Annotated in this window: 13 protein-coding genes; 7 read left to right on the top strand and 6 right to left on the bottom strand. The window is 69.3% G+C overall.

Going from position 1 to position 20,190, the window contains the following annotated elements; translation table 11 throughout:
* The first annotated feature begins 193 nt into the window (after window positions 1–193).
* A complete protein-coding gene (locus tag IPN47_25265) occupies window positions 194–2,236 on the top strand; it encodes a family 20 glycosylhydrolase (GenBank protein MBK9411288.1) in 2,043 nt (680 codons plus the stop codon).
* Window positions 2,237–2,296: 60 nt separating this feature from the next.
* On the opposite strand, the gene IPN47_25260 is transcribed toward IPN47_25265, so the two are convergent.
* Window positions 2,297–4,948: an ABC transporter permease gene (locus IPN47_25260; protein ID MBK9411287.1), complete on the bottom strand. Its 2,652-nt coding sequence runs from the start codon at window positions 4,946–4,948 to the stop codon at window positions 2,297–2,299.
* On the bottom strand, window positions 4,945–5,280 hold the full coding sequence (locus tag IPN47_25255; GenBank protein ID MBK9411286.1) for a PadR family transcriptional regulator: 336 nt from the start codon (window positions 5,278–5,280) through the stop codon (window positions 4,945–4,947). The genes IPN47_25260 and IPN47_25255 overlap by 4 nt, the downstream gene beginning before the upstream one ends.
* A 511-nt stretch (window positions 5,281–5,791) precedes the next feature.
* Here IPN47_25255 and IPN47_25250 point away from each other — a divergent pair.
* The 5 genes from IPN47_25250 (at window position 5,792) to IPN47_25230 (ending at window position 14,515) form a co-directional block, all read left to right on the top strand.
* Window positions 5,792–7,144, top strand: coding sequence for a TolC family protein (locus tag IPN47_25250; GenBank protein ID MBK9411285.1), 1,353 nt, complete (start codon window positions 5,792–5,794; stop codon window positions 7,142–7,144).
* 11 nt (window positions 7,145–7,155) lie between these two features.
* Window positions 7,156–8,553, top strand: a complete 1,398-nt coding sequence (locus IPN47_25245; protein ID MBK9411284.1) for an efflux RND transporter periplasmic adaptor subunit — start codon at window positions 7,156–7,158, stop codon at window positions 8,551–8,553.
* Window positions 8,505–11,690, top strand: coding sequence for an efflux RND transporter permease subunit (locus IPN47_25240; GenBank protein ID MBK9411283.1), 3,186 nt, complete (start codon window positions 8,505–8,507; stop codon window positions 11,688–11,690). The genes IPN47_25245 and IPN47_25240 overlap by 49 nt, the downstream gene beginning before the upstream one ends.
* 150 nt (window positions 11,691–11,840) lie before the next feature.
* Entirely contained in the window at window positions 11,841–13,496 is a 1,656-nt protein-coding gene (locus IPN47_25235) for a DUF885 family protein (protein ID MBK9411282.1), read from the top strand.
* Window positions 13,493–14,515, top strand: a complete 1,023-nt coding sequence (locus IPN47_25230) for a transporter (GenBank protein MBK9411281.1) — start codon at window positions 13,493–13,495, stop codon at window positions 14,513–14,515. Before IPN47_25235 ends, IPN47_25230 begins: the two co-directional genes overlap by 4 nt.
* 86 nt (window positions 14,516–14,601) lie before the next feature.
* Here IPN47_25230 and IPN47_25225 read toward each other — a convergent pair whose 3' ends face one another.
* The 4 genes from IPN47_25225 to IPN47_25210 all read right to left on the bottom strand — a co-directional run bounded on the left by IPN47_25225 (window position 14,602) and on the right by IPN47_25210 (window position 18,868).
* Window positions 14,602–16,176, bottom strand: coding sequence for a Na+/H+ antiporter (locus tag IPN47_25225; protein ID MBK9411280.1), 1,575 nt, complete (start codon window positions 16,174–16,176; stop codon window positions 14,602–14,604).
* A 90-nt stretch (window positions 16,177–16,266) separates the two neighbouring features.
* Window positions 16,267–17,229: a hypothetical protein gene (locus IPN47_25220; protein MBK9411279.1), complete on the bottom strand. Its 963-nt coding sequence runs from the start codon at window positions 17,227–17,229 to the stop codon at window positions 16,267–16,269.
* 39 nt (window positions 17,230–17,268) lie between these two features.
* Window positions 17,269–17,802, bottom strand: a complete 534-nt coding sequence (locus IPN47_25215) for a DUF1697 domain-containing protein (protein ID MBK9411278.1) — start codon at window positions 17,800–17,802, stop codon at window positions 17,269–17,271.
* A 25-nt stretch (window positions 17,803–17,827) separates the two neighbouring features.
* Entirely contained in the window at window positions 17,828–18,868 is a 1,041-nt protein-coding gene (locus IPN47_25210) for an SDR family NAD(P)-dependent oxidoreductase (GenBank protein ID MBK9411277.1), read from the bottom strand.
* Between the two features lie 695 nt (window positions 18,869–19,563).
* Between IPN47_25210 and IPN47_25205 the strand changes: the two genes are divergently transcribed.
* A complete protein-coding gene (locus IPN47_25205; GenBank protein ID MBK9411276.1) occupies window positions 19,564–20,130 on the top strand; it encodes a hypothetical protein in 567 nt (188 codons plus the stop codon).
* The last annotated feature ends 60 nt before the right edge of the window (window positions 20,131–20,190 follow it).

Below are 20,190 nucleotides of genomic sequence, written 5' to 3'. Positions count from 1 at the left end.
CGGAAAGCTTGGGACGAGGAGGTGCGAGCGAAGCGAGCGCCCCAACGTGAGCTGGGGCCCGGCAGTTCGTCGAGAAGACGAGATAATACCTGTCCGGGACTGGAGTGGATACCTCGCCGGTGCGACTCGGCCGCTCCCGCGCTCGTGAGCTGGCGCACTGGCTCGGCGCGTGGGCGGGACTCACATTCGGCGGATGCGCTCACGCTTCTTCGCGTTCCTCCTCCTCGGCGGCGCGCTCCCAGTGGCGGCACAACCCGCCTCGCTCCTCCCCGTCCCCACGTCTGTTCGCACCGGGACCGGGCGGTTTTCGATCGATAGCACCACGAGCATCGCCATCACCGGGCATAGCGACCCGCGCCTCGAGCGCGCCATCTCGCGCCTGCTCCACCGGCTCTCTCGCCGCATCGCCCAGCCGATGTCGCGCTCCATCACCCGCACCGCCACCCCGCGCAGCATCGCCATCGACGTCGCGGGGCCCGGGATGCCGGTGCAAGGGATCGACGAAAACGAGCGCTACACGCTGACCGTGAGCGCCGACGGCACCACGCTGCAGGCGGCAACAACGGTCGGCGCGCTGCGCGGGCTCGAAACGCTGTTGCAGCTGGTGGTGGGCGATGGCACGTCGTTCTACCTCGACGCCGTGTCCATCGCGGATGAGCCGCGCTTCGCCTGGCGCGGGCTCCTCGTCGACGTCTCGCGCCACTTCATGCCCATCGAGCAGCTCAAGCGCACGCTCGACGGCATGGCGCTGGTCAAGCTCAACGTCTTTCACTGGCACCTGAGCGACGACCAGGGGTTCCGCGTGGAGAGCAAGCACTTCCCGCGGCTGCACGAGCTGGGGAGCGATGGCCTGTACTACACGCAGCAGGAAGTGCGCGACCTCGTCGCCTATGCGCGCGATCGCGGGATCCGCGTCGTCCCCGAGTTCGACATGCCCGGGCATTCGACGTCGTGGTTCGTCGGCTACCCCCAGTACAGCGCGCAGCGGCCCCCCATCGCCATCCGCCGCGAATGGGGCGGCGCCGACGCCATCTTCGACCCCACCAAGGAGGCGACCTACACCTTCATCGCCCGCTTCCTCGACGAGATGATCCCGCTCTTTCCCGATGCCTACTGGCACATCGGCGGTGACGAAGTCGAGGGCAAGCACTGGGACTCGAACCCCGAGATCGTCGCCTGGCGCACGCGCCACGGATTCCGTGACAACCACGCGTTGCAGCTGCACTTCAACCGGCGCCTGACGACGCTGCTTTCGCGGCACGGCAAGCGCATGGTGGGGTGGGACGAGATCCTGCACCCCGACCTGCCGCCGCGCACCGTCGTGCAGTCGTGGCGGGGGACGCAGTACCTGGCCAACAGCGCCAAGCAGGGCTTCACCGGGATCCTCTCGGCGCCCTGGTACCTCGACCACATCAAGCCGGCCACCGAGTACTACACCGCCGACCCCGTCCCCCAGTACGACGAACTCACGCCGGCGCAGCAGCGCCTCATCATCGGCGGCGAGGCCTGCATCTGGGCCGAGTTCATCACCGCCGAAACGGCCGACTCGCGCATCTGGCCGCGCCTGGGGGCCGTGGCCGAGCGGCTCTGGTCGCCGCGCACCGTGACCGATGTTGCCGACATGTATCGCCGGCTCGACATCCTCACCGATCGCCTCGAGGGGCTGGGGCTGCGCGTGCGCTCGCACCCGGCGCGTTTGCTGGCGACCATCGCCCCGGGCTTCGACACGGCCCCGGTCGAGTCGCTGTTCACCGCGGTGCAGCCGCCGTCGTTCGGCCAGTCGGCCAACGGGATCCGCCCCAACCAATGGCACCCACTCACGCGTCTGGTCGACGCCGCGCGCCCCGACCCCGACGGGCGCTGGCTCACCGAGCGCCTGGTGCGGCGTGTGGCCCGCGATGCGAACGACGCCGTCGCGCGCGACTCGCTTCTGGTCCTCTTCGAGCGCTGGAGCCTCCTCCTCCCCAAGGTCGAAGCGCTTGGTGCGCGGTCGCCGACCCTGGCTCAGGGGGTGCCGGCGGCCCGTGCGCTCGCCCGATCGGCGGTGATTGGGACCGAGGCGATCGGCTTCATCGCGGCGGGGCGAGTCGCCCCTGCCACTTGGGCCTCGGCCGCCGCCGAGGAGCTCAAGCGGTACGACGCTCCGCAGGGACTGTTGCGCGTGGCGATCGTCGGGGAGGTTCGGAAGCTCCTGGCGATGGCGTCGCCGCCTAACGACAGGTCATCGCTCAGGTAGTCGGCGGCTCCCGGCCGGCGCAGGGCCCCCGCGCGCCGGCGACTGATCGTGAGAGGGACTCTAGTCCTCACGCAGGGTCACCGCCGGGTCGACCGACGCCGCGCGCCGCGCCGGGAACCAGCTCGAGGCGAAGGCGACGGCGAGCATCGTCAGCGCGACCAGCGCCAGCAGGATGGGGTCCGCCGGGTCGACGCCGTACAGCACGCCGGCAAGCAGTCGCCCCAGGGCCAGCGACCCCGCGAGTCCCAACACCACGCCGACACCCGCCAGCTGCACCCCCTGGCCCACGACCATGCGCAGCACGCGGCGCCGGTCGGCGCCAAGCGCCAGGCGCACCCCGATCTCGCGCTGCCGCAGGTTCACCAGGTAGGCCAGGACCCCGTACAGCCCCAGCGCCCCTAACGACAATCCCAGCACGCCAAAGCCGGCCATGAGCACCATGAGCAGCCGGGGACGGGCCACGGCGTCGTGGCGCGCGTCGTCGAGCGTGAACACTGACCCGATCGCCTGCTGGCGATCGACCGACCGGATCGCCTCGCGCACCAGCGGGACCATCGCCAGCGGTTCCCCGCGCGTGCGCACGACGAGGTTCATGCGCACGCGCCCGTTCTGCGGCACGTGGATGTACATGGTCGGCACCGCCACCTCGGCCATCGACCGCTGCCGAATGTCGCCCACCACCCCGACGATCTCCGCACGGACCCGCCCCCCGGCGATCACCGTCTTGCCGAGCGCCCGCTCGCCCGGGAACCACTTCCGCTCGAAGGCCTCGTTCACCACCAGCACCAGCGGCGCGTCGCCACGATCGGTCGGCAGGAACTCGCGCCCCGCCTTGATCGGCGTGCCCAGCGTCCGGAAGATTCCGTCGCTCACGTGCAGGATCGCCGCGGTCGGCCCTTCCTGTCCTGCCGGGATGGTCATCCCCGGCAGCCGGAAGCCGGCGATTTCCCCCACCCCGCGCAGTGGCGCGTCCTTGATGGAAGCGGCCGCCTCCACCCCGGGAATGGCGCGCACGCGATCGAGGATCCCGGTGTAGACCGGGACGTAGTCGCTGTGCCGCTCGGTACTCAGGGTGTAGTTGAACACGACCGCATGGTCGCTCCGGAAGCCGGGATCGACGGCGAGCAGCTCGAGGAAGCTCCGCGTCATCACGCCGCCCCCAACCACGAGCATCATCGCCAGCGCCACCTCGGCTACCACCAGCGAGTTGCGCAGCCCCATCGCCCGGTCCCCGGCCACGCCGCGTCCCCCGGCCCGAAGATCGCGCTGCAGGTCGCTGCGCGAGGAGCGGAGCGCCGGGACGATACCGAAAAGGAGCCCGGTCGCGATCGTGACCCCGAAGGCGAAGGCGAGCACGGCGCCGTCGATCGATGCGTCGGCGCCCAGCGGCCACTGTTGTGCACCCAGCGTGCGTAGGGCGCGTACTCCGACCACGGCCAGCAGCACTCCGGCCGCTCCGCCAAGCCCCGCCAGCACCAGGCTCTCGGTCATGAGCTGCCTGACGAGTCGGCCACCCACCGCGCCGAGCGACAGGCGCACGGCGATCTCGCGCCCGCGCACGCTGGCGCGGGCAAGCAGGAGCGATGCCACATTCACACAGGCGATGAGCAACACGAAGGCGACAGCGCCCAACAGCACGAGCAACCCCGTGCGCACGTCGCCGGTCATCGCCTCCCGCAGGGGTTGCACCATCGTGGCCCCCCATGCCGCGTTCTCCGGGTACTCCCGCGAGAGCCGCGCCGCGATCGCATTCAACTCCGCGTGCACCTGCGCCATCCCGGCGCCCGGGCGGGCACGCGCCACCACGTCCAGGTTGCGCACCATGCGCAGGCGCGGGATGGACCCGTCGGGAATGGTGGAGTACGGGACGAAGACGTCGACGTCGCGTGCCGGAAAGGCCAGTCCTCGCGGCAGCACGCCCAGCACCTCGTACGGTTCGGCGCCTAACGTGACCGACTGCCCGACGATGCGCCGGTCGCCGCCGAACTCGCGCATCCAGAAGTCGTACGTGAGCATGACCACCCGGTCACGCCCGCCGCGCACCAGTTCGTCCTCGCGCGGGACGCGCCCCACCTCGGGGCGCACGCCCAACGCGCCGTAGAAGCCCGCCGTGGTGAAGACCGCCGAGAGCCGCTGCGGTTCGCCGCGCCCCACGAGGTCGATCCCGCTCCCCCCCGAGGCGTACCAGAAGCCCCCCAGGTCCTCGACGACACGGCGCTGCGCGCGAAAGTCGTCGAGGTCGACGGCCGAGACCCCAGCGTGCGTCATCCCGTCCTTGGCATTGTGCGACCAGACCCTGTACAGCGTCTCGGGACGGGGGAACGGGAGCGGTCGCAGGAGGACCGCGTTGACGATCGTGAAGATCGCGACGTTGGCGCCGATGCCCAGCGCCAGCGTCACCATGGCGGTGAGCGCGAAGCCCGGCGACCGACGGAGCGTGCGCAGGGCGTAGCTCACGTCCTGCCGCAGGTCGCCCAGGTAATCACGGCGGTGCCGGGTGGCGTTCGTCTTTCGGTCGAGCCGGTTCAGGTAGTCGCGCGTTGCCGCCACGTCACCAAACTCGCGTTCGGCCTGACGTCGCGCCTCGTGGGATGAGAGTCCCGTCGCCAGCAGCGCGTTGGCCCGGGCTTCGAGGTGGTAGGCCAACTCCTCGTCCACCTCGCGGGCAATACGTTCGGAACTGCGCCACGGGAAAGAGATGAATCGCTTCATGTCGCTGGCTCCAGGACCCGGAACACGGCTTCGGCGTAGCGCCGCCAGGCCGCTTCCTCGTGGGTGAGTTGCCGACGGCCGGCCGGGGTGAGCCGGTAGTACCGCGCCCGGCGGTTGTTCTCCGACAGCCCCCACTCGGCCTCGACGTAGCCTCCCCCCTCGAGGCGGTGGAGCGCCTTGTAGAGCGGGGCGTCCTCGATGTCGATCGTTCCCCCGGTGCGCTCGCGGATCCAGCGGGAGACGGCATAGCCGTGCATGCTCCCCCAGGCGAGTGTGCGGAGGATGAGGACGTCGAGCGTCCCTTGCATGAGTTCCATCGGGTCGCGCGCCATGAGTCTTCCCATTACTTGGTAAGGGGAATCCTACGCATCGACTCGCGATGCCGCCCCACCCGTTGGGACGAAGCGCCAGTAACGGGGTGCGGGCCGCACCCCGAGACGTCGACGAGGACTCGTGGTGAGGTGAGCCGATGGCTGGTCGCGTGGATTGCCCCCGTTAACTTCCACCGCCCTCCGCAGACTACCCTTGCGCGGCGGTTCCGAACGGACTCGCCCGTGACGCGTTGGCCCTCTCGGGCCGCAGCCCTCCCGCAGACGTCCCGCGGGCCAAGACGAGGCGACGATGCGCCTGTCCCTTCGGCCGGCCGACGCCGCATGTCGTCGAGACGCTGTGCCGGAGGTTCCCACGTCTTTGCACCATACTCACTTGAGAATCGTGAACGACAACGTTGGGCCGCGCGTAATTGGGGAGATGATTTCCCGTATTTCTTTTCCGATTGCTGTTGCGGCGGCCGTGTGCCTTTCGGGTACCCCCGCCGTTCTCTCTGCCCAGCAGGCTGGTTCCATGCGTGGCGGTGCCGTCGACACGGTTCGCCTGAGCATTGGCGACGCGGTGTCGCGGGCCCTTCGCGAGTCGGATGAGTCGCGCCTCGCATCGGCACAGGTCGAGATCGCCGACGCCCAGGTGACGACGGCGCGCGCTGCGGGGCTGCCTCAGGCGCGCCTGGCGGGGAGTTACTCCCAGGTGCTCAAGAATGCCCGTGCCGACGCCGTGAACTCGCTCTTCCGGCAGAACTTCAACTACAACTCCAACATCAACGTCTCCCAAGCGCTCTTTCAGGGGGGACGCATCTTTGCCGGGGCGCGAGCCGCGGGAGACGTGCGTGGTGCCGCGCGCCTGAACGTGGCCGAGACGCAGTCCCAGCTCTCGGTCGACGTGCAGCGGGCCTATCTCTCGGCGATCCTGCAACGCGAGCTGGTGGCCATCCAGTCGCGCAACCTCGAGTTGGCGAGCGAGCGCATCGCCCTGGTCGAGAAGCTCCTGGCCGCGGGGCGCGCGTCGCGCTACGAGGTGCTGCGCTCCCGCGTGGAGCGCGCGAATCTCGAGCCGTCGCTGTTGCAGGCGCGCGCCGCGCAGGAACTGGCCGACATCGAGCTGCGCCGCCTGCTCAACATCCCCGAAACGCGCGCCATCTCGCTCACGAGCGAGATCGACACGGCGGCGTTGCGTGCGGTGGTGCGTGGTGTGGCGTCCGACTCGTCGCGCGATCCGCTGCGTGCGTCGGAGCGTGCGGCGCAGATGACGTTGCAGGCGCGAGGCGAGGGGGTGCGCGTGGCGCGTGCCGACCTGCTGCCGACGGTCAACGCCTTCATCCAGACCGGCTACCTCGCCTTTCCGGCCGGCAATGGCTTCCCCACGATCTGGGGACGGTCGGCCAACAGCTTCTGCGCGCCGGGGTCGAACCCCAACCAGTCGTGCCAGAACAACGGCTGGTTTGCCGACCGCAATTTCGGCCTCAACATCTCCTGGCCGCTCTTCGACGGGCTGCGCGCCAAGGGGAACATCGACCTGGCGCAGGCGCAGGAGCGCGTGGCGCGCTTGCAGCTGGCGCAGGAGCGCGAGCAGGTGGCGGTGGAGCGTGCCCGTGCGCGCGCCGAGTTCACGCGCGCCGAGGCGGCCTACGAGGCGCAGCGCCAGAACGTGGGCGAGGCCGATGAGGCCTTCCGCATCGCCACCCTGCGCTTCGAGCGTGGGTTGGCGACGCAGCTCGAGGTGTCGGACGCCCAGCTATTGCTCCTGACGGCGCGCACCAACGCGGCGCGCGCCACGATCGACTACTACATGGCAGCGGCCGAACTGGCACGCGCCCGCGGCGTGGACATTCCGCTCCCGCCCACCCGACCGACGACTCGATAACCGGAACCCCTGTGCGATATTCCTCTCTTGCGGGCGCGTTAGGCGCGTTCGCCCTGTGTACCCTCGGCGCCTGCAGCAAGGATGGACAGGCCGGAGCCCCCGGCGGCGAGTCCAAGGGCGGGGCCGGTGGTGGCGCGGCCGCCACGGGCAAGGGGGGCCCCGGCGGACGCGGTCCCTCGGCGATGGTCCTCGGCCCCAGCGATGTCACTGAGGTCAAGACGGTGACCATCGAGTCCAGCATCTCCATCAGCGGCGACCTCAAGCCCATCGAGGAGATCGCCGTGCGGTCGCGCGTGGAAGGTGACGTGCTGCAGGTGCTGGTGCGTGAAGGTGATCGCGTGACGCAGGGGCAGCTGATGGCGCGCTTCGAGAACGCGGTGCAGGAAGGAGACCGTGCCTCGGCGACGGCCGATCGCGAATCGGCGCGCGCCGACGTGACCAATGCGCAGTGGAACGCCGACCAGTCGGAGGAACTGTTCAAGGCGGGGGCCATCCCCGAGCGTGACCTGCGCGCATCGCAGCAGACGCTGGCGGCCTCGAAGGCGCGCCTTGCAGCTGCCGAGGCGCGGCTCAAGGCGTCGATGCAGAATGCGCAGGACACGCGCATCCTGGCCCCGACCACCGGTGTGGTGGCGACGCGCACCGTGGAGGCCGGCGAGCACGTGACGCGCGGCGCCACGATCTTCAACGTGGTGCGCTTCGACGTGCTCGAGCTCGAGGCGTCGGTGCCGGCGCGGCAGGCGACCGAGCTCAAGGTCGGGCAGCCGGTGCGGTTCGCCGCTGCCGGTCGGCAGCTGCAAGGCAAGGTGGCGCGCATCGCGCCGACGATCAACGCCGCCAACCGCTCCATCACCGTCTACATCCAGGTCCCCAACCGCGACGGAGCCCTCAAGGGGAACTCGTTCGCCACGGGGCGCATCATCGGCCAGGCCGTGCCGAACGCGATGGCGATCCCGATCGCGGCCGTGCGGCAGGCCGCGCGCGACAACAACCCGTTCGTCTATCGCATCGAACAGGGGAAGGTGGCGCACGTCGACGTGCAGCTGGGGATCGTCGACGAGACGATCAACATGGCGCAGGTCCTGGGCGGCCTCGCAGTCGGCGACCAGATCATCGTCGGCAATGTCGGCGCCCTGGGGCGCGGGATGCAGGTGCGCGTGGTCTCGGCCAACGAAGGACGGCCGGGAGCGGCTGGTGGCGGTGCGCCGGGCGGCGGTCCCGCGGGTGGCAAGCCGGCGGGAGCCGGAGCGCAGGTGCAGGCGCAGCTGGAGCAGCCGGTGCACGGAACGGGGCGGGCGACAGCGGGCGTACCGCTGCCCGCGGTGACACGACCAAGCCACGTTAGGCCCGGGAGCCCCTCATGTTCCTCTCCGACGTCTCCATCAAGCGCCCCGTCTTCGCCACCATGATGATGGTGGCGTTGATGGTCTTCGGCATCGTCGCGTTGCAGCGCCTCGCGGTCGACGAGTATCCCGACATCACGTATCCCATCGTCATCGCCAGCACCTCGTATCCCGGGGCGAGCCCCGAGGTCATGGAGCGCGACGTGTCGCGCCCCATCGAGGAGGCGCTCAACACCGTCAGCGGCATCCGCGAGATCACCTCGACGTCGTCGGAGGGAAACTCCAGCGTGCGCCTCATGCTGCAGCTCGGCATGAACCCCGTCGAGGCGCAGCAGGAAGTCATCGCCAAGATCGCCCGCATCCGCCGGCAGCTCCCGCCTGACATCGATGACCCGGTCATCATGCGCTTCGACCCGAACGATCGCCCGATCATGTCGGTGTCGATGCGCTCGGACGAACGCCCGATCCGCGAGCTCACCGACCTGGCCGAGCAGACGATCAAGCCGCGCTTCGAGAGTGTTCCGGGCGTGGGCGGCGTGAACGTCAACGGCGGCTCCACGCGCCAGATCCGCGTACAGCTCAACGCCGAGGCGCTGGTGGCCTATGGCATCTCGCCGGCGCAGGTGTCGCAGGCGCTGGCGCGCGAGAACCAGGAGACGCCGGCCGGACGCGTCTTCCGTGGTGAAACCGAGCGTCTCGTGCGCGTCACCGGGAAGATCCGCGACCCCATGGCGTTCCGGGACGTGGTCGTCACCGTCCGCAACGGAACGCCAATTCGCATCCGTGACGTGGCGAACGTGGTGGATGGTTTCGCCGATCGCCGCTCGGCCTCGTTCATCAACGACGGGGAAACGCTCGTCCCGTCGGTCTCCCTCGAAGTCCTCAAGATCACCGGCTCCAACACCGTCGCCGTGTCGGACGGGGTGAAGCTGGTCGTCGAGGAGCTGCAGAAGTCGCTCCCCGCCGACATCCAGCTCACGCTCATCCGCGACGACTCGATCAAGATCCGCGAGTCGCTGGCCGACGTGGAGCTGTCGATCATCCTGGGCGCGGTGCTCACCATCGCGATCATCTACCTCTTCCTCAACTCCTGGCGCTCGACCGTCATCACCGGGCTCACCCTCCCGGTCTCGATCATCTCGGCGTTCTTCGTGATGTGGGTCTTCAACTTCACGCTGAACACGATGACGCTGCTGGCGTTGTCGCTGGCGATCGGGCTGCTCATCGACGATGCGATCGTGGTGCGCGAGAACATCGTGCGCCACCTGGAGATGGGGAAAGACCACTATCGGGCCGCCAAGGAAGGGACCGACGAGATCGGGCTGGCGGTGCTCTCCACCACGCTGGCGGTCGTCGCGGTCTTCGTCCCCGTCGCCTTCATGGGCGGGCAGATCGGGATGATCTTCTTCCAGTTTGGTGTCACCGTCGCCTTCGCGGTGCTGGTGTCGCTCTTCGTGTCGTTCACTCTCGACCCGATGCTGTCGAGCATCTGGCCCGACCCCGAGGTCGAGCACGGCGGGCACAGCGAGACCCGCCAGAAGACGCGGAACCCGCTGCGAAAGGTGGCCTTCGCCTTCGACGACTGGTTCGAGCGGATGTCGGAGAAGTACCGCAACGGGCTGTCGTGGGCGCTCGATCATCGCGCGACGATGGTGGGGCTGGCCGTGGCGTCGATTGCCGGCGCCTTCATGCTCTTCCCGATCCTCGGCTTCACCTGGCTGCCTGACTACGACGCCGGCGAGTTCAACGTGTCGTACCGCGTCCCGCCGGGCTCGCGCATCGAGTACACGGTGAAGAAGGGGAGCGAAGTCGTGGCCTTCCTGCGCCAGCAGCCCGAGGTTGCCTTCCTCACGCTGCAGGCGGGCGGTGGCGGCGGCATGTCGCGCGGCTCCAACGGCGGGCAGATCTTCGTGCGACTCAAGCCCAAGCACGAGCGCACCAAGACGATGTTCCAGATCCAGAACGAGCTGCGCGTGAAGCTGGCGCAGGTCCCCGGCGTGCGCCCGCAGATCACTGGCTCATCGTCGATCTTCGGCGGCTTCCGCCAGCCGATCCAGATCTACGTGCAGGGGCCGGAGCCTACACGCCTGAAGCTGGCGGCCGAGCAGGTACTGCAGACGGTGCGTGCCGTGCCGGGGGTGGCCGAGCCGTCGTCGTCGGATGAAGGCGAGATCCCGCAGCTCGACGTGCGCGTCGATCGCCAGCAGGCGTGGGCCGCCGGCCTGGCGATGCAGACGATCGGTGGCACGTTGCAGCCGCTCTTCCAGGGGCAGCGCGCCACCCGCTGGGAGGATCCGGATGGCTATTCGCACGACGTGATGGTGGTCTACCCCGACTCCTCGCGTGTCTCCGCCGAGGACGTCGCGCGCATCCCGGTGCTCAGCAACAACATCGATACGCGGACCGGGATGCCGGTCACGATCCCCCTGTCGCAGGTCGCCGAGATCCGCCCGGGCGTTGGTCCGCAGCAGATCGAGCGCGGCTACCTCGAGCGGCGCGTCTCCATCTCGGCCGGCGTGCTCCCCGGGTTCAGCATGGGGAACGTCGCGGATGATGCCAAGAAGGCGCTCGAGACCATCGGGCTCCCGACCGGCTACCGCACGATCTTTGGCGGCGACGTGCAGAACCTCACCGAGACCAAGGGCTTCGTGCTCGAGGCGTTGCTCCTCGCGGTCGTCTTCATCTATCTCATCATCGCCTCGATCTTCGGCTCGTTCATCCAGCCGCTGTCGATCATGCTCGCGCTCCCGCTCTCGTTCCTGGGCGTCGCGCTCGGCCTCCTGGTCACCAAGGGGTCGCTCAACGTGATGTCGATGATCGGCATCATCATGCTCATGGGGCTGGTGACCAAGAACGGGATCCTGCTGATCGACTTCGTGAACAAGGAACGCGAGGCCGGGAAGGACCGCCGCACGGCGATCCTCAACTCGGCGCGCATCCGCGTGCGCCCGATCATCATGACCACGGCGGCGATGATCTTCGGCATGCTCCCGCTGGCGCTGGCCATCGGCGAGGGGGCCGAGCAGCGCGCCCCGATGGCGCATGCGGTCATCGGCGGGTTGATCACGTCGACGCTCCTCACGCTCTTCATCGTGCCGGTGGTGTACACGCTGCTGGACGATCTGTCGGCGAAGGTCCTGGGGCGCAAGGAGATGAAGGTTCCGCTGCCGTTAGGTGCGGAGGCCGGGGCGGCGGGCGACTGAGGCGCCGGACGGACAGTACAGGGCGCTCGGTGCCGCGGGATCGGCGCCGGGCGCCTTCGCCTTTCCGGGGACGTGGGCGGGGTGTGCTTGACGCGGGGCGGCGGGGGGGCCCACTGTTCGCCAGCGTTCTCCCCCTTCGCTCCCCGTCCCATGCGTCACTCGTCACCCCTCCTGCGCGCGCTCACGGCGCTCGTCCTCGTCTCCACCGTCGCGTCGTCGCAGGCGGCACCGGCCGGCCAGCCGCAACGCCTGCGCTCGCACGACGACCTGGTGCGCTTCTTCACCGAGTGGCGACAGTTCCAGCGCCCGAAGCTCGTCGACGGCGTCCCCGACTACACCGCCCCGGCGATGACGGCGCAGTATCGCGCGCTCACCTCCATGAAGCGCCGCCTCGCCGCCTTCGACACGACGGGGTGGAGCGTGGCGCAGCAGGTGGACTACCAAGTCGTGCGAGCCGAGATGAATGGGCTCGACTTCGATCATCGCGTGCTCAAGCCGTGGGCCAACAATCCGGCGTACTACGTCACCGTCTTCAGCGACCAGAGCGACCAGCCGGCGCGCGAGGGTCCCTTCGCCTACGGCTCGATCGAGCTGTGGAGCTACGCCTATCCGCTCTCGGCGGGCGATGCCGCCACGATCGAGGCGGGGATGCGAGCCATCCCGCCGCTCCTCGCGCAGGCGCGTACGAATCTCGTAGGCGACCAGCGCGACATCTGGCACTACGGCATCGGCGCCATTCGCGACCAGTCGGGTGAACTCGCCCGTTTTGCCGAACGCCTGACGAGTGAGCCGGCGTCGCTGCGCGCCAGCGTGGCGGCGGCGCGCGCCGCCACCGACTCGCTGGTCACCTGGCTCGAGGCGCGCGCCTCGCGCAAGACCGGCGCGTCGGGGATCGGCATCGCCAACTACGACTGGTACCTCAAGCACGTCATGCTCGTCCCCTATAGCTGGGCCGACGAGGTACTGCTGATGCAGCGTGAGCTGGCGCGTTCGCACTCCTTCCTCGCGCTCGAGGAGCTGCGCAACGCCAGGCTTCCGAAGCAGGACCCGATCGCAACGGCCGGCGACTTCGACCGACGCTTCGGCGCGTCGATCGCCGAGTACCTGGACTACCTGCGCGAGCACGACCTCTACACGGTGAAGCCATGGATGGACCAGGCGCTGCGCGAGCGGCTGGGACGCTTCTCGTCGGGGCCCCTCGAGTTCTTCCACCAGGTGGACTATCGCGACCCCGTGGTCATGCGCACGCACGGTTACCACTGGTTCGACCTCGGCTTCATGAAGCACGAACCGCACGCCAACCCCATCCGGCGTGGCCCGCTGCTCTACAACATCTTCATCTCGCGCACCGAGGGCCACGCCACGGGGTGGGAGGAGCAGATGCTGCAGGCGGGGATGTTCGATGCGCGCCCGCGCTCGCGTGAGCTGATCTACATCCTCCTGGCGCAGCGCGCCGCTCGCGCGTTAGGCGACCTGCGCATGCACGCCAACCAGGCCACGCTCGAGCAAGCGGCCGAGTTCACGGTGGCCAACGTTCCGCGCGGCTGGCTGTCGATCAAGGGGAACCTGGTGCGCTTCGAGCAGCACCTGTACCTGCAGCAACCGGGGTACGGCACCAGCTACGTCATCGGCAAGCTGATGCTCGACCGCCTCCTGATGCGGCGGCGGCAGCAGCTGGGTGAGTCCTTCTCGATGCGGCAGTACATGGCCGCCTTCGATGCGGTGGGGCTCGTCCCCGCCTCGCTCGTCGAGTGGGAGATGACCGGTGAGCTGCGAGACGACGTGCGAAAGATGCTGCGCCCGTGACCGACAACCGCTCGCTCCCCGCCCCGAACGCACCCGAACCGGTGGTCGCTGAGCGCGAGGACCTTGGCTTCGGCCGAGTCGTGGCCCAGCAGGCGCGTGGCCGCTTCCTCGGCCGCGATGGCATGCCCAACAGCCGTAAGTACGGGCTGGGGCCGCAGCGCCTCGAGCACGCCTACCTGCGGGCGCTCTCCGCCTCGTGGACTGCATTTCTCATGTGGGCGCTGGCGGCGCTCCTGCTGGTGAATGGCGTCTTTGCCCTCGCGTACGGCGCGCTCGGGAGCGACACGATCCGCGGGCAGGAGCTGCTCGCCATGGACGATCCCTTCCTGCGCGCCTTCTCCTTCAGTGTGGGCATCTTCACCACCACCGGGACTGCCCCGATGTACGCGGCGGGGACCACGGCGCAGTGGCTCGTCGTCTTCGAGTCGCTCGTCGGGCCCTTCATCATGGTCGGCATCGCCGGGCTCCTCATCGCCCGCCTTACCCGGCCTCGGATGCGGCTGCGCTTCAGCGAATCGGCGGTCATCGCGCCGTATCGCGGCGGACGCGGGCTCATGTTTCGCGTCGTCAACCTGCAGCCTAGCGAGTTGACCGACGTGCAGGTGCGCGTGAGCCTCGCCCTCTTCGAAGAAGTGGACGGGCGGCGCGAGCGGCGATTCCACCAGCTCGAGCTGGAGCGGAAGTCGGTGGAGTTCTTCACGCTGCACTGGACCGTGGTGCACCCCATCACCGCCGCGAGCCCGTTGCGGGGGATGACGCCCGACCTCCTGCACAAGGCGGAGGCGGAGATCCTCATCCTCGTGAATGCACACGAGGAGACCTTCTCCACGCGGGTGACGACGCGCGCGTCGTACCTGTGGGACGAGGTGCGGTGGGACGTGAGGTTCGCCGACATCTTCGCCAGTGCAGCTGACGGCATCATCGCCATCGATGTCGAGCGGCTCGACCGCACCGATCGCCTGGAGGAAGGGGCCACCAGCACGCCGGCACCTCGGGAGCTCATCGCGCCGTCGGCGTGATTGCACGGGGCGTGGTCGCAGCTGGGGCGTGATCGCACTTTCGGCGTGATGGCGCGACGGGGTGAGGCCGCGCGCGCTCCCCGCGGTCAGCGCTGCTCGCCCGCCCCTACGCGAATGGCCTCGAAGTCGAGTTCCTGTTCGAGCTCGCGCGGCACTTCATCCGAGATCGCCCCCTCGTTGCGCAGGCGCACCAGGACGCGGCGCTCGGCGTGAATCATCCCCCGGCGCAGGCGGTGCCGCGACGTGGGGCCGCCTTCATGCTGCTCGTGCAGGTGCACCCGGTCCCGGAGCTCGTGGCGCAGCCACTCGACGTCGCGCGCGTCGGCCCAGGGCTCCCGCGACATGTCATCCAACGCCTCGGCCCCGCGCCGCAGCGCCTCGCGACGCGCCAGTCGTTCCTCTTCGTGGTGCCCCTGCTCGGGGGCGAAGTCGAACGACCGAATGATCGGCGCCAGCGACAACCCCTGCAGCACCAGCGTGACCACGATGACGCACATCGTGATGATGATGATCTCGGCGCGGAAGGGGAACGGCGATCCGTCGGCGAGCACGCGCGGGAGGGCAAGCGCCGATGCCAGCGACACGATCCCGCGCATCGCCGTCCAGGCGATCAGGAAGACGGGCTTCCAGTGCGGGGACGGATCGCGCCGCCGCATCTCGGCGCTGACGTAGCGTGGCAGGTACGTGGCCACCGGCACCCACGCCATGCGGACGACGATGGCGACAAGGCTCACGACCACCCCGGTCATCAGCAGCATGCCTAACGTGGCGTGCGACACCGCCTCCAGCAGCGGCACCACCTGTGCGCCGAGGATGAGGAAGATGAGGGCGTTGAAGAGGAAGACCACCAGGTCCCAGACGGCGCGTGCCTGCACGCGCGACATCGGCGAGACGGTGGTCGACAGGTGCTGGCGCACGTAGAGCCCCCCCGCCACGCAGGCGAGGACCGCCGACACGTGCAGCGACTCGGCCGCGACCCAGGCCACGTACGGGCCGGCGAGCGTCAGCAGCGTCTCGGCCAGCGCATCCTGCGTCCACCGGGCTGCGCGAATGATGAGCCAGCCGACTGCGAGCCCGATGACGGCACCCACCCCGGCATCGATGAAGAAGCGTACCACCGACTCGCCCATGCTGAACGCCCCCGTCACCGCTGCCGCAACCGCGGTGCGATACAGCACCAGCGCAGACGCATCGTTGATGAGGCTTTCACCCTCCAGGATCACCACCACGCGACGCGGTACCGGCAGTCGCGAGACGATGGCGGCTGCGGCCACCGCATCCGGCGGAGAGACGATCGCTCCCAACGCGACCGCCACGGCCCAGGGGATCCCCGGCAGGAGCGCGTGGATCGCCACGGCAACCGCCCCCGTTGTCGCGAGGACCAACCCCACGGCGAGCAGCCCGATGGGGCGTAGGTTCGACTTGAACTCGCGCAGCGACGTGAAGAACGCCGCGGCCCAGAGGATGGGCGGGAGGAAGACGAAGAAGACGAGGTCGGGCTCCAGCTCCGGGATCCTGATCCCGGGGACGAAGCCGATCGCGAGTCCAGCGATGACCTGCAGGATCGGCGTCGGGACGGGGAGCCGCCTGGCCAACGCGGTGAGCGCGATGACGAGCGCGGCGACGGCGATCGCGAAGATGACGGGCTGGAACGGCTGCATGAGGGGGCGGCCGGGGATTGGGACGCAGACGCAGCCGCAGCCTAGGTCAGCATCGCGTCTCCGGCAAGCTCCCCGAACGAGCGATGCGGATCAGGAGCCGCGTTTCCTTCCTCGCCGCGCCAACTCCACCTCGGCCCCGATCACGCCGAACCCCGACCAGTGCGGGCCGTCCACCACGCGTTCGAACATCTCGAAGGCGCGCGCCGAATCGCCGCGGACCAGGAGGTAGTGTCCCACCGAGTAGCCGCTGGTCGAGAATCGGACCGAGTCGGCGCTGGCCGCCTGCAGCACCTGCTCGGGGGTGCGCAGCCCCTTGTACATCATGAGGTTCTCGTAGTACGAGCGATTGGTGCTGATCGCCATTCCCTCGCGCACTGGGGCGAGCAGTCGATCGGCCTCGGCGCGGCGCCCCGCGCGCACCAGGGCGCGCCACGCCCAGTCGGTCATCGAGACGCGGTCGTCGTCGTTGGTCGCCATGCGCATGCAGCTGCGGTAGCCCTTGCGATACGCGCCGGAGGCCTCGCGCGCGCGCAGCGCCTCGTTCTCGGAGAAGCCGAGGCACTTGAGGTAGATCGCCGCCGCGCGATCGAAGTGACCCAGGAGGAAGTGGGCGAGCCCCTGGTGATAGACGACGTCGAAGTTGGTGGAGTCGAGCTGCGCCGCCCGATCGAGGTCGGTGGCGGCGTCGGCGAACTGTCGCACGGTGATGTAGCGATGGCCGCGAAATCGGAGGAATCGCGCATCGTTAGGCCAGCGCTCGGCACCGCGCCCGTACATCGCGATCGCGTCGCGGAATCGCCACGCGTTGGCGCGCGCCGTGGCGGCCGCGAGGAGTCGGTCGGGGTCGTCGGGCGAGGCGGCGAGGGCGGAGTCGGCGCTCACGACCGGGGCGGTCGGCATCGGGGGAGCGAACAGCGCCTCCCCCTGCAGCGACACCGCCTCGGCGCCGCGCGGGAGTGGTCCGCCGGCATGACGAGGTCCGCAGCCGGCGAGCGTGAGCGCGACGACGAGAGGGGCAACACGACGAAGTGGCGACACGCGGGCGCGATGCATGGCGGGTGAGGATGTCGTGGAGGAAAGGGAGGGTGGCGCTCAGGCCTTGAGCGCCAGCTTACGTACGGTGGTGATGTTGCGGGCGGTCGCTGGCAGGCGCAACGTCTTTTCGAATCGCGGGCCGGCCACCTGCGAGTCCAGGCGGCGCGTGCGGCGTAGCCAGTACACTTCGCGCCCGCGAACCACGAAGTCATCGACCTCGTTGCGCAGCGCGATGAGCGCGCGCTCGGCCTCAGGCACTGGCGGCTCCTTGAGGAAGGCCACCGAGAGCACGTAGTCGTCGGCCGGCGCGGCCATCAGTGGAAGGGGATCGAAGGCGACGATGGACTCGAGCGCCTCGCGCTGACGCAGGAAGGTCGCGACCTCGTAGCCCAAGGCGCGTTGCAGCTGCTGTTCGATCTTCGCCTCCAGTAACTCCGGTTTTCCGGCGCGCGTTGAGAAGAGCACGTTGCCGCTGGCGATGACCGTCTCCACGTCGGTGAAGCCCATGGAGGCGAAGAGCGCGCGCAGTTGCTCCATCTTGACGGTGTGGCCGCCGACGTTGATGGCGCGCAGGAGGGCGACGTAGCGCACAGGGCGAGGACGGGAGCTCGGGTGACTACACGCGCTTGAGGAAGGACTTCGTGCGCTTCCTGATGGAGTCCTGCCAGTCGAGACCGGCCTGCATCCACGCGCGCCCGGGGTGCCGGGCGGGGAGCTTGCGCTGGAAATGTGCGAGCCAGTCGGGGCGGCGGCCATCGGTGTCGACCAGTCCGAATTCGCGGGCCACTTCCCACGAGCTGAAGGTCTGGCCGCTCTTCTCCAGGATCTTCCGGTCGGCGGCGAGCGCGGCCACCGCCCGTCCCACGAGCGCCGGCGATTCGGAGGCGATGAAGTGCGGGTCCTTCTTCACCCCCTCGCGCCACGTCGCCTCCGTCACGCCAAAGAGCTCGAGCATGGCCTCGGAGCGCAGGAAGCCGGGGGTGATGGCGATCGCCGCGATGCGATCGGGGCGCAGTTCGACGCTCATCGTGAAGGCCAGGCGCATGACCGTCGTCTTGATGAGGTCGTAGAAGAGCGCGCCGCGGTAGCTCAACGTGTCGCCGTCGGTGACTTCGATGATGAGGGGACGGGTGCGTCCGCGCAGGAGGGGGATCGCGAGTTGGGCGGTGAGCAGGTGCGAGAAGACCGCCTGCCGCATGAGCCCCCACCCCCCTTCGAGATCGGTCTCGGCGAGCGGCTGCCAGAGCCACTCGCCCGCGCTATCGCCCCCCCACACGTCGTTGACCAGGAGGTCGAGGCCGCCGTGCTCGCGCTGCACGCGCGCCATCAGCGCTTCGACGTCGGCACGATCGGTATGGTCGGTGCGCACGGCGATCCCCACGCCGCCTGCGGCCGATACCAGTTCCGCCGTCTCGTCGATCGTCTCCGGCCGCCCGAGTGGGGACGCTTTCGCGCGGGTGCTGCGTCCGCTGCAATACACCGTGGCCCCCGCCTCGCCTAACGCAACGGCGATCCCGCGCCCGGCGCCCCGCGTCGCCCCGGCGACGATCGCCACGCGCCCCGCGAGCGGTCGCGTACGCGTGCGTGCCGCCGACGGCTTCGAGGTCGATCCTCTGGTGGTCCCCTTCGGGGTGGTCGTGCCCGTCGTTCTCGCCATTGTCGCTCCCTCGTCGGTCATGCCCCGGGCGGCCATCGGCGGCCGCCCCGGCGTCTGTCGCCCGTTCGTGCGTGGTCGTGCATAAAGACCGCTGCCGGCTCCCCCCGACGCAAGCCCGCCTCGACCTCATGCGAGGGGCGCCGCTCCACCGAGCGATCGGCAGCACGGGCAGGGGCGGCGAGGGACTCCGTTCGGGACGCGCGGCCCGCCCCGTGTTGCCCGGTCCGCAGGCCGTCCGTGCGTCGTGAAGCGCGGCGTGCGATGGCTGGTACCGGCGCCCCTATCGTGCCGCCCCAATTCGTCTCGCTCGTGTGCCTTGCTCGTGTGCCTTGCTCGTGTGCCGCGCTCATCTGTCTCACTCGTGTCACGGATCCGCGCCCCTCCATGCGTTGCCGCGAATTCGTGTGACCCGCACGCGCATCGTTCGTCTCGTAACGCGTTGTGGCGATGAAGAGGTCGCACCAGTTGCAGCGTAGATCACAAGGGTCAGCCGCCGAACCAAACGGCGAGGGGACGTTAGTGACGCAGGCCACGCAGGCCGCGCACGCTTTGACCAACTACGCTTGACCGCCCCGGCATTGCCCCGGGAGCGCGGCGTGCCCCATTCGCCAGGTGGGAGGGGCAGGGAGGCCGGCACGACGGGACGCCCCAGGAGGGGTGATCCCCGCCAAACCCTCGCAAGCGAGAGTAGCAACATGATGTACAGACACCTCGTACGGGCCGTGCAGCTGTTGGCCGTGGCGACACTCGCCGCGTGCGCCGGAGATCCGGCGTCGACCAATGCGCCGCTACTGCCAACCGCGCCGAGCGCCGCGGAGATGGGCGCGCTCATGGCCACCACCCCGCTCAACCGGGACGTGGCGCTCAGGCATGACCGGTCGGTTGCCCGCACGATCGGGACGAACGGCGGCACGATCCGCTTTCCCGAGGTAGGGCTGACCGTCACCGTGCCGCCAGGGGCCGTCACGCGCAACACGCGCTTCGTCGTGACGGCGCTCAAGGGAACGGCGGTCGCCTACGAGTTCCAGCCGCATGGCACCACCTTCCGGCGTCCGCTCACCGCCGTGCAAAGCCTGGTCGGGACGCAGCTCCCGCTCGGCGGCGCGGTACTCCAGGCGGGCTACTTCCCCAATCGATCGCTCGTCGATCCCGCGGGAGCGAGTGCCCTCGTCTCGGAGTTCATCCCCGGTGCCGTCGACGCGCGGCTCGCCTCGTTCCGCTGGAACATCGACCACTTCTCGGGCTACATCGTCGCCTGGTAGGATCTCACAGGGCTGGACGAGTAGGAGGCGGCGCGTCGTTTGACGCGTCGCCTCATTTCG

It is taken from the genome of Gemmatimonadota bacterium (genome assembly GCA_016719105.1).
GTDB lineage: Bacteria > Gemmatimonadota > Gemmatimonadetes > Gemmatimonadales > Gemmatimonadaceae > SCN-70-22.
The sequence above is the reverse complement of the archived record's forward strand: the minus strand, read 5'-3'. Positions and strand labels throughout refer to the sequence as shown.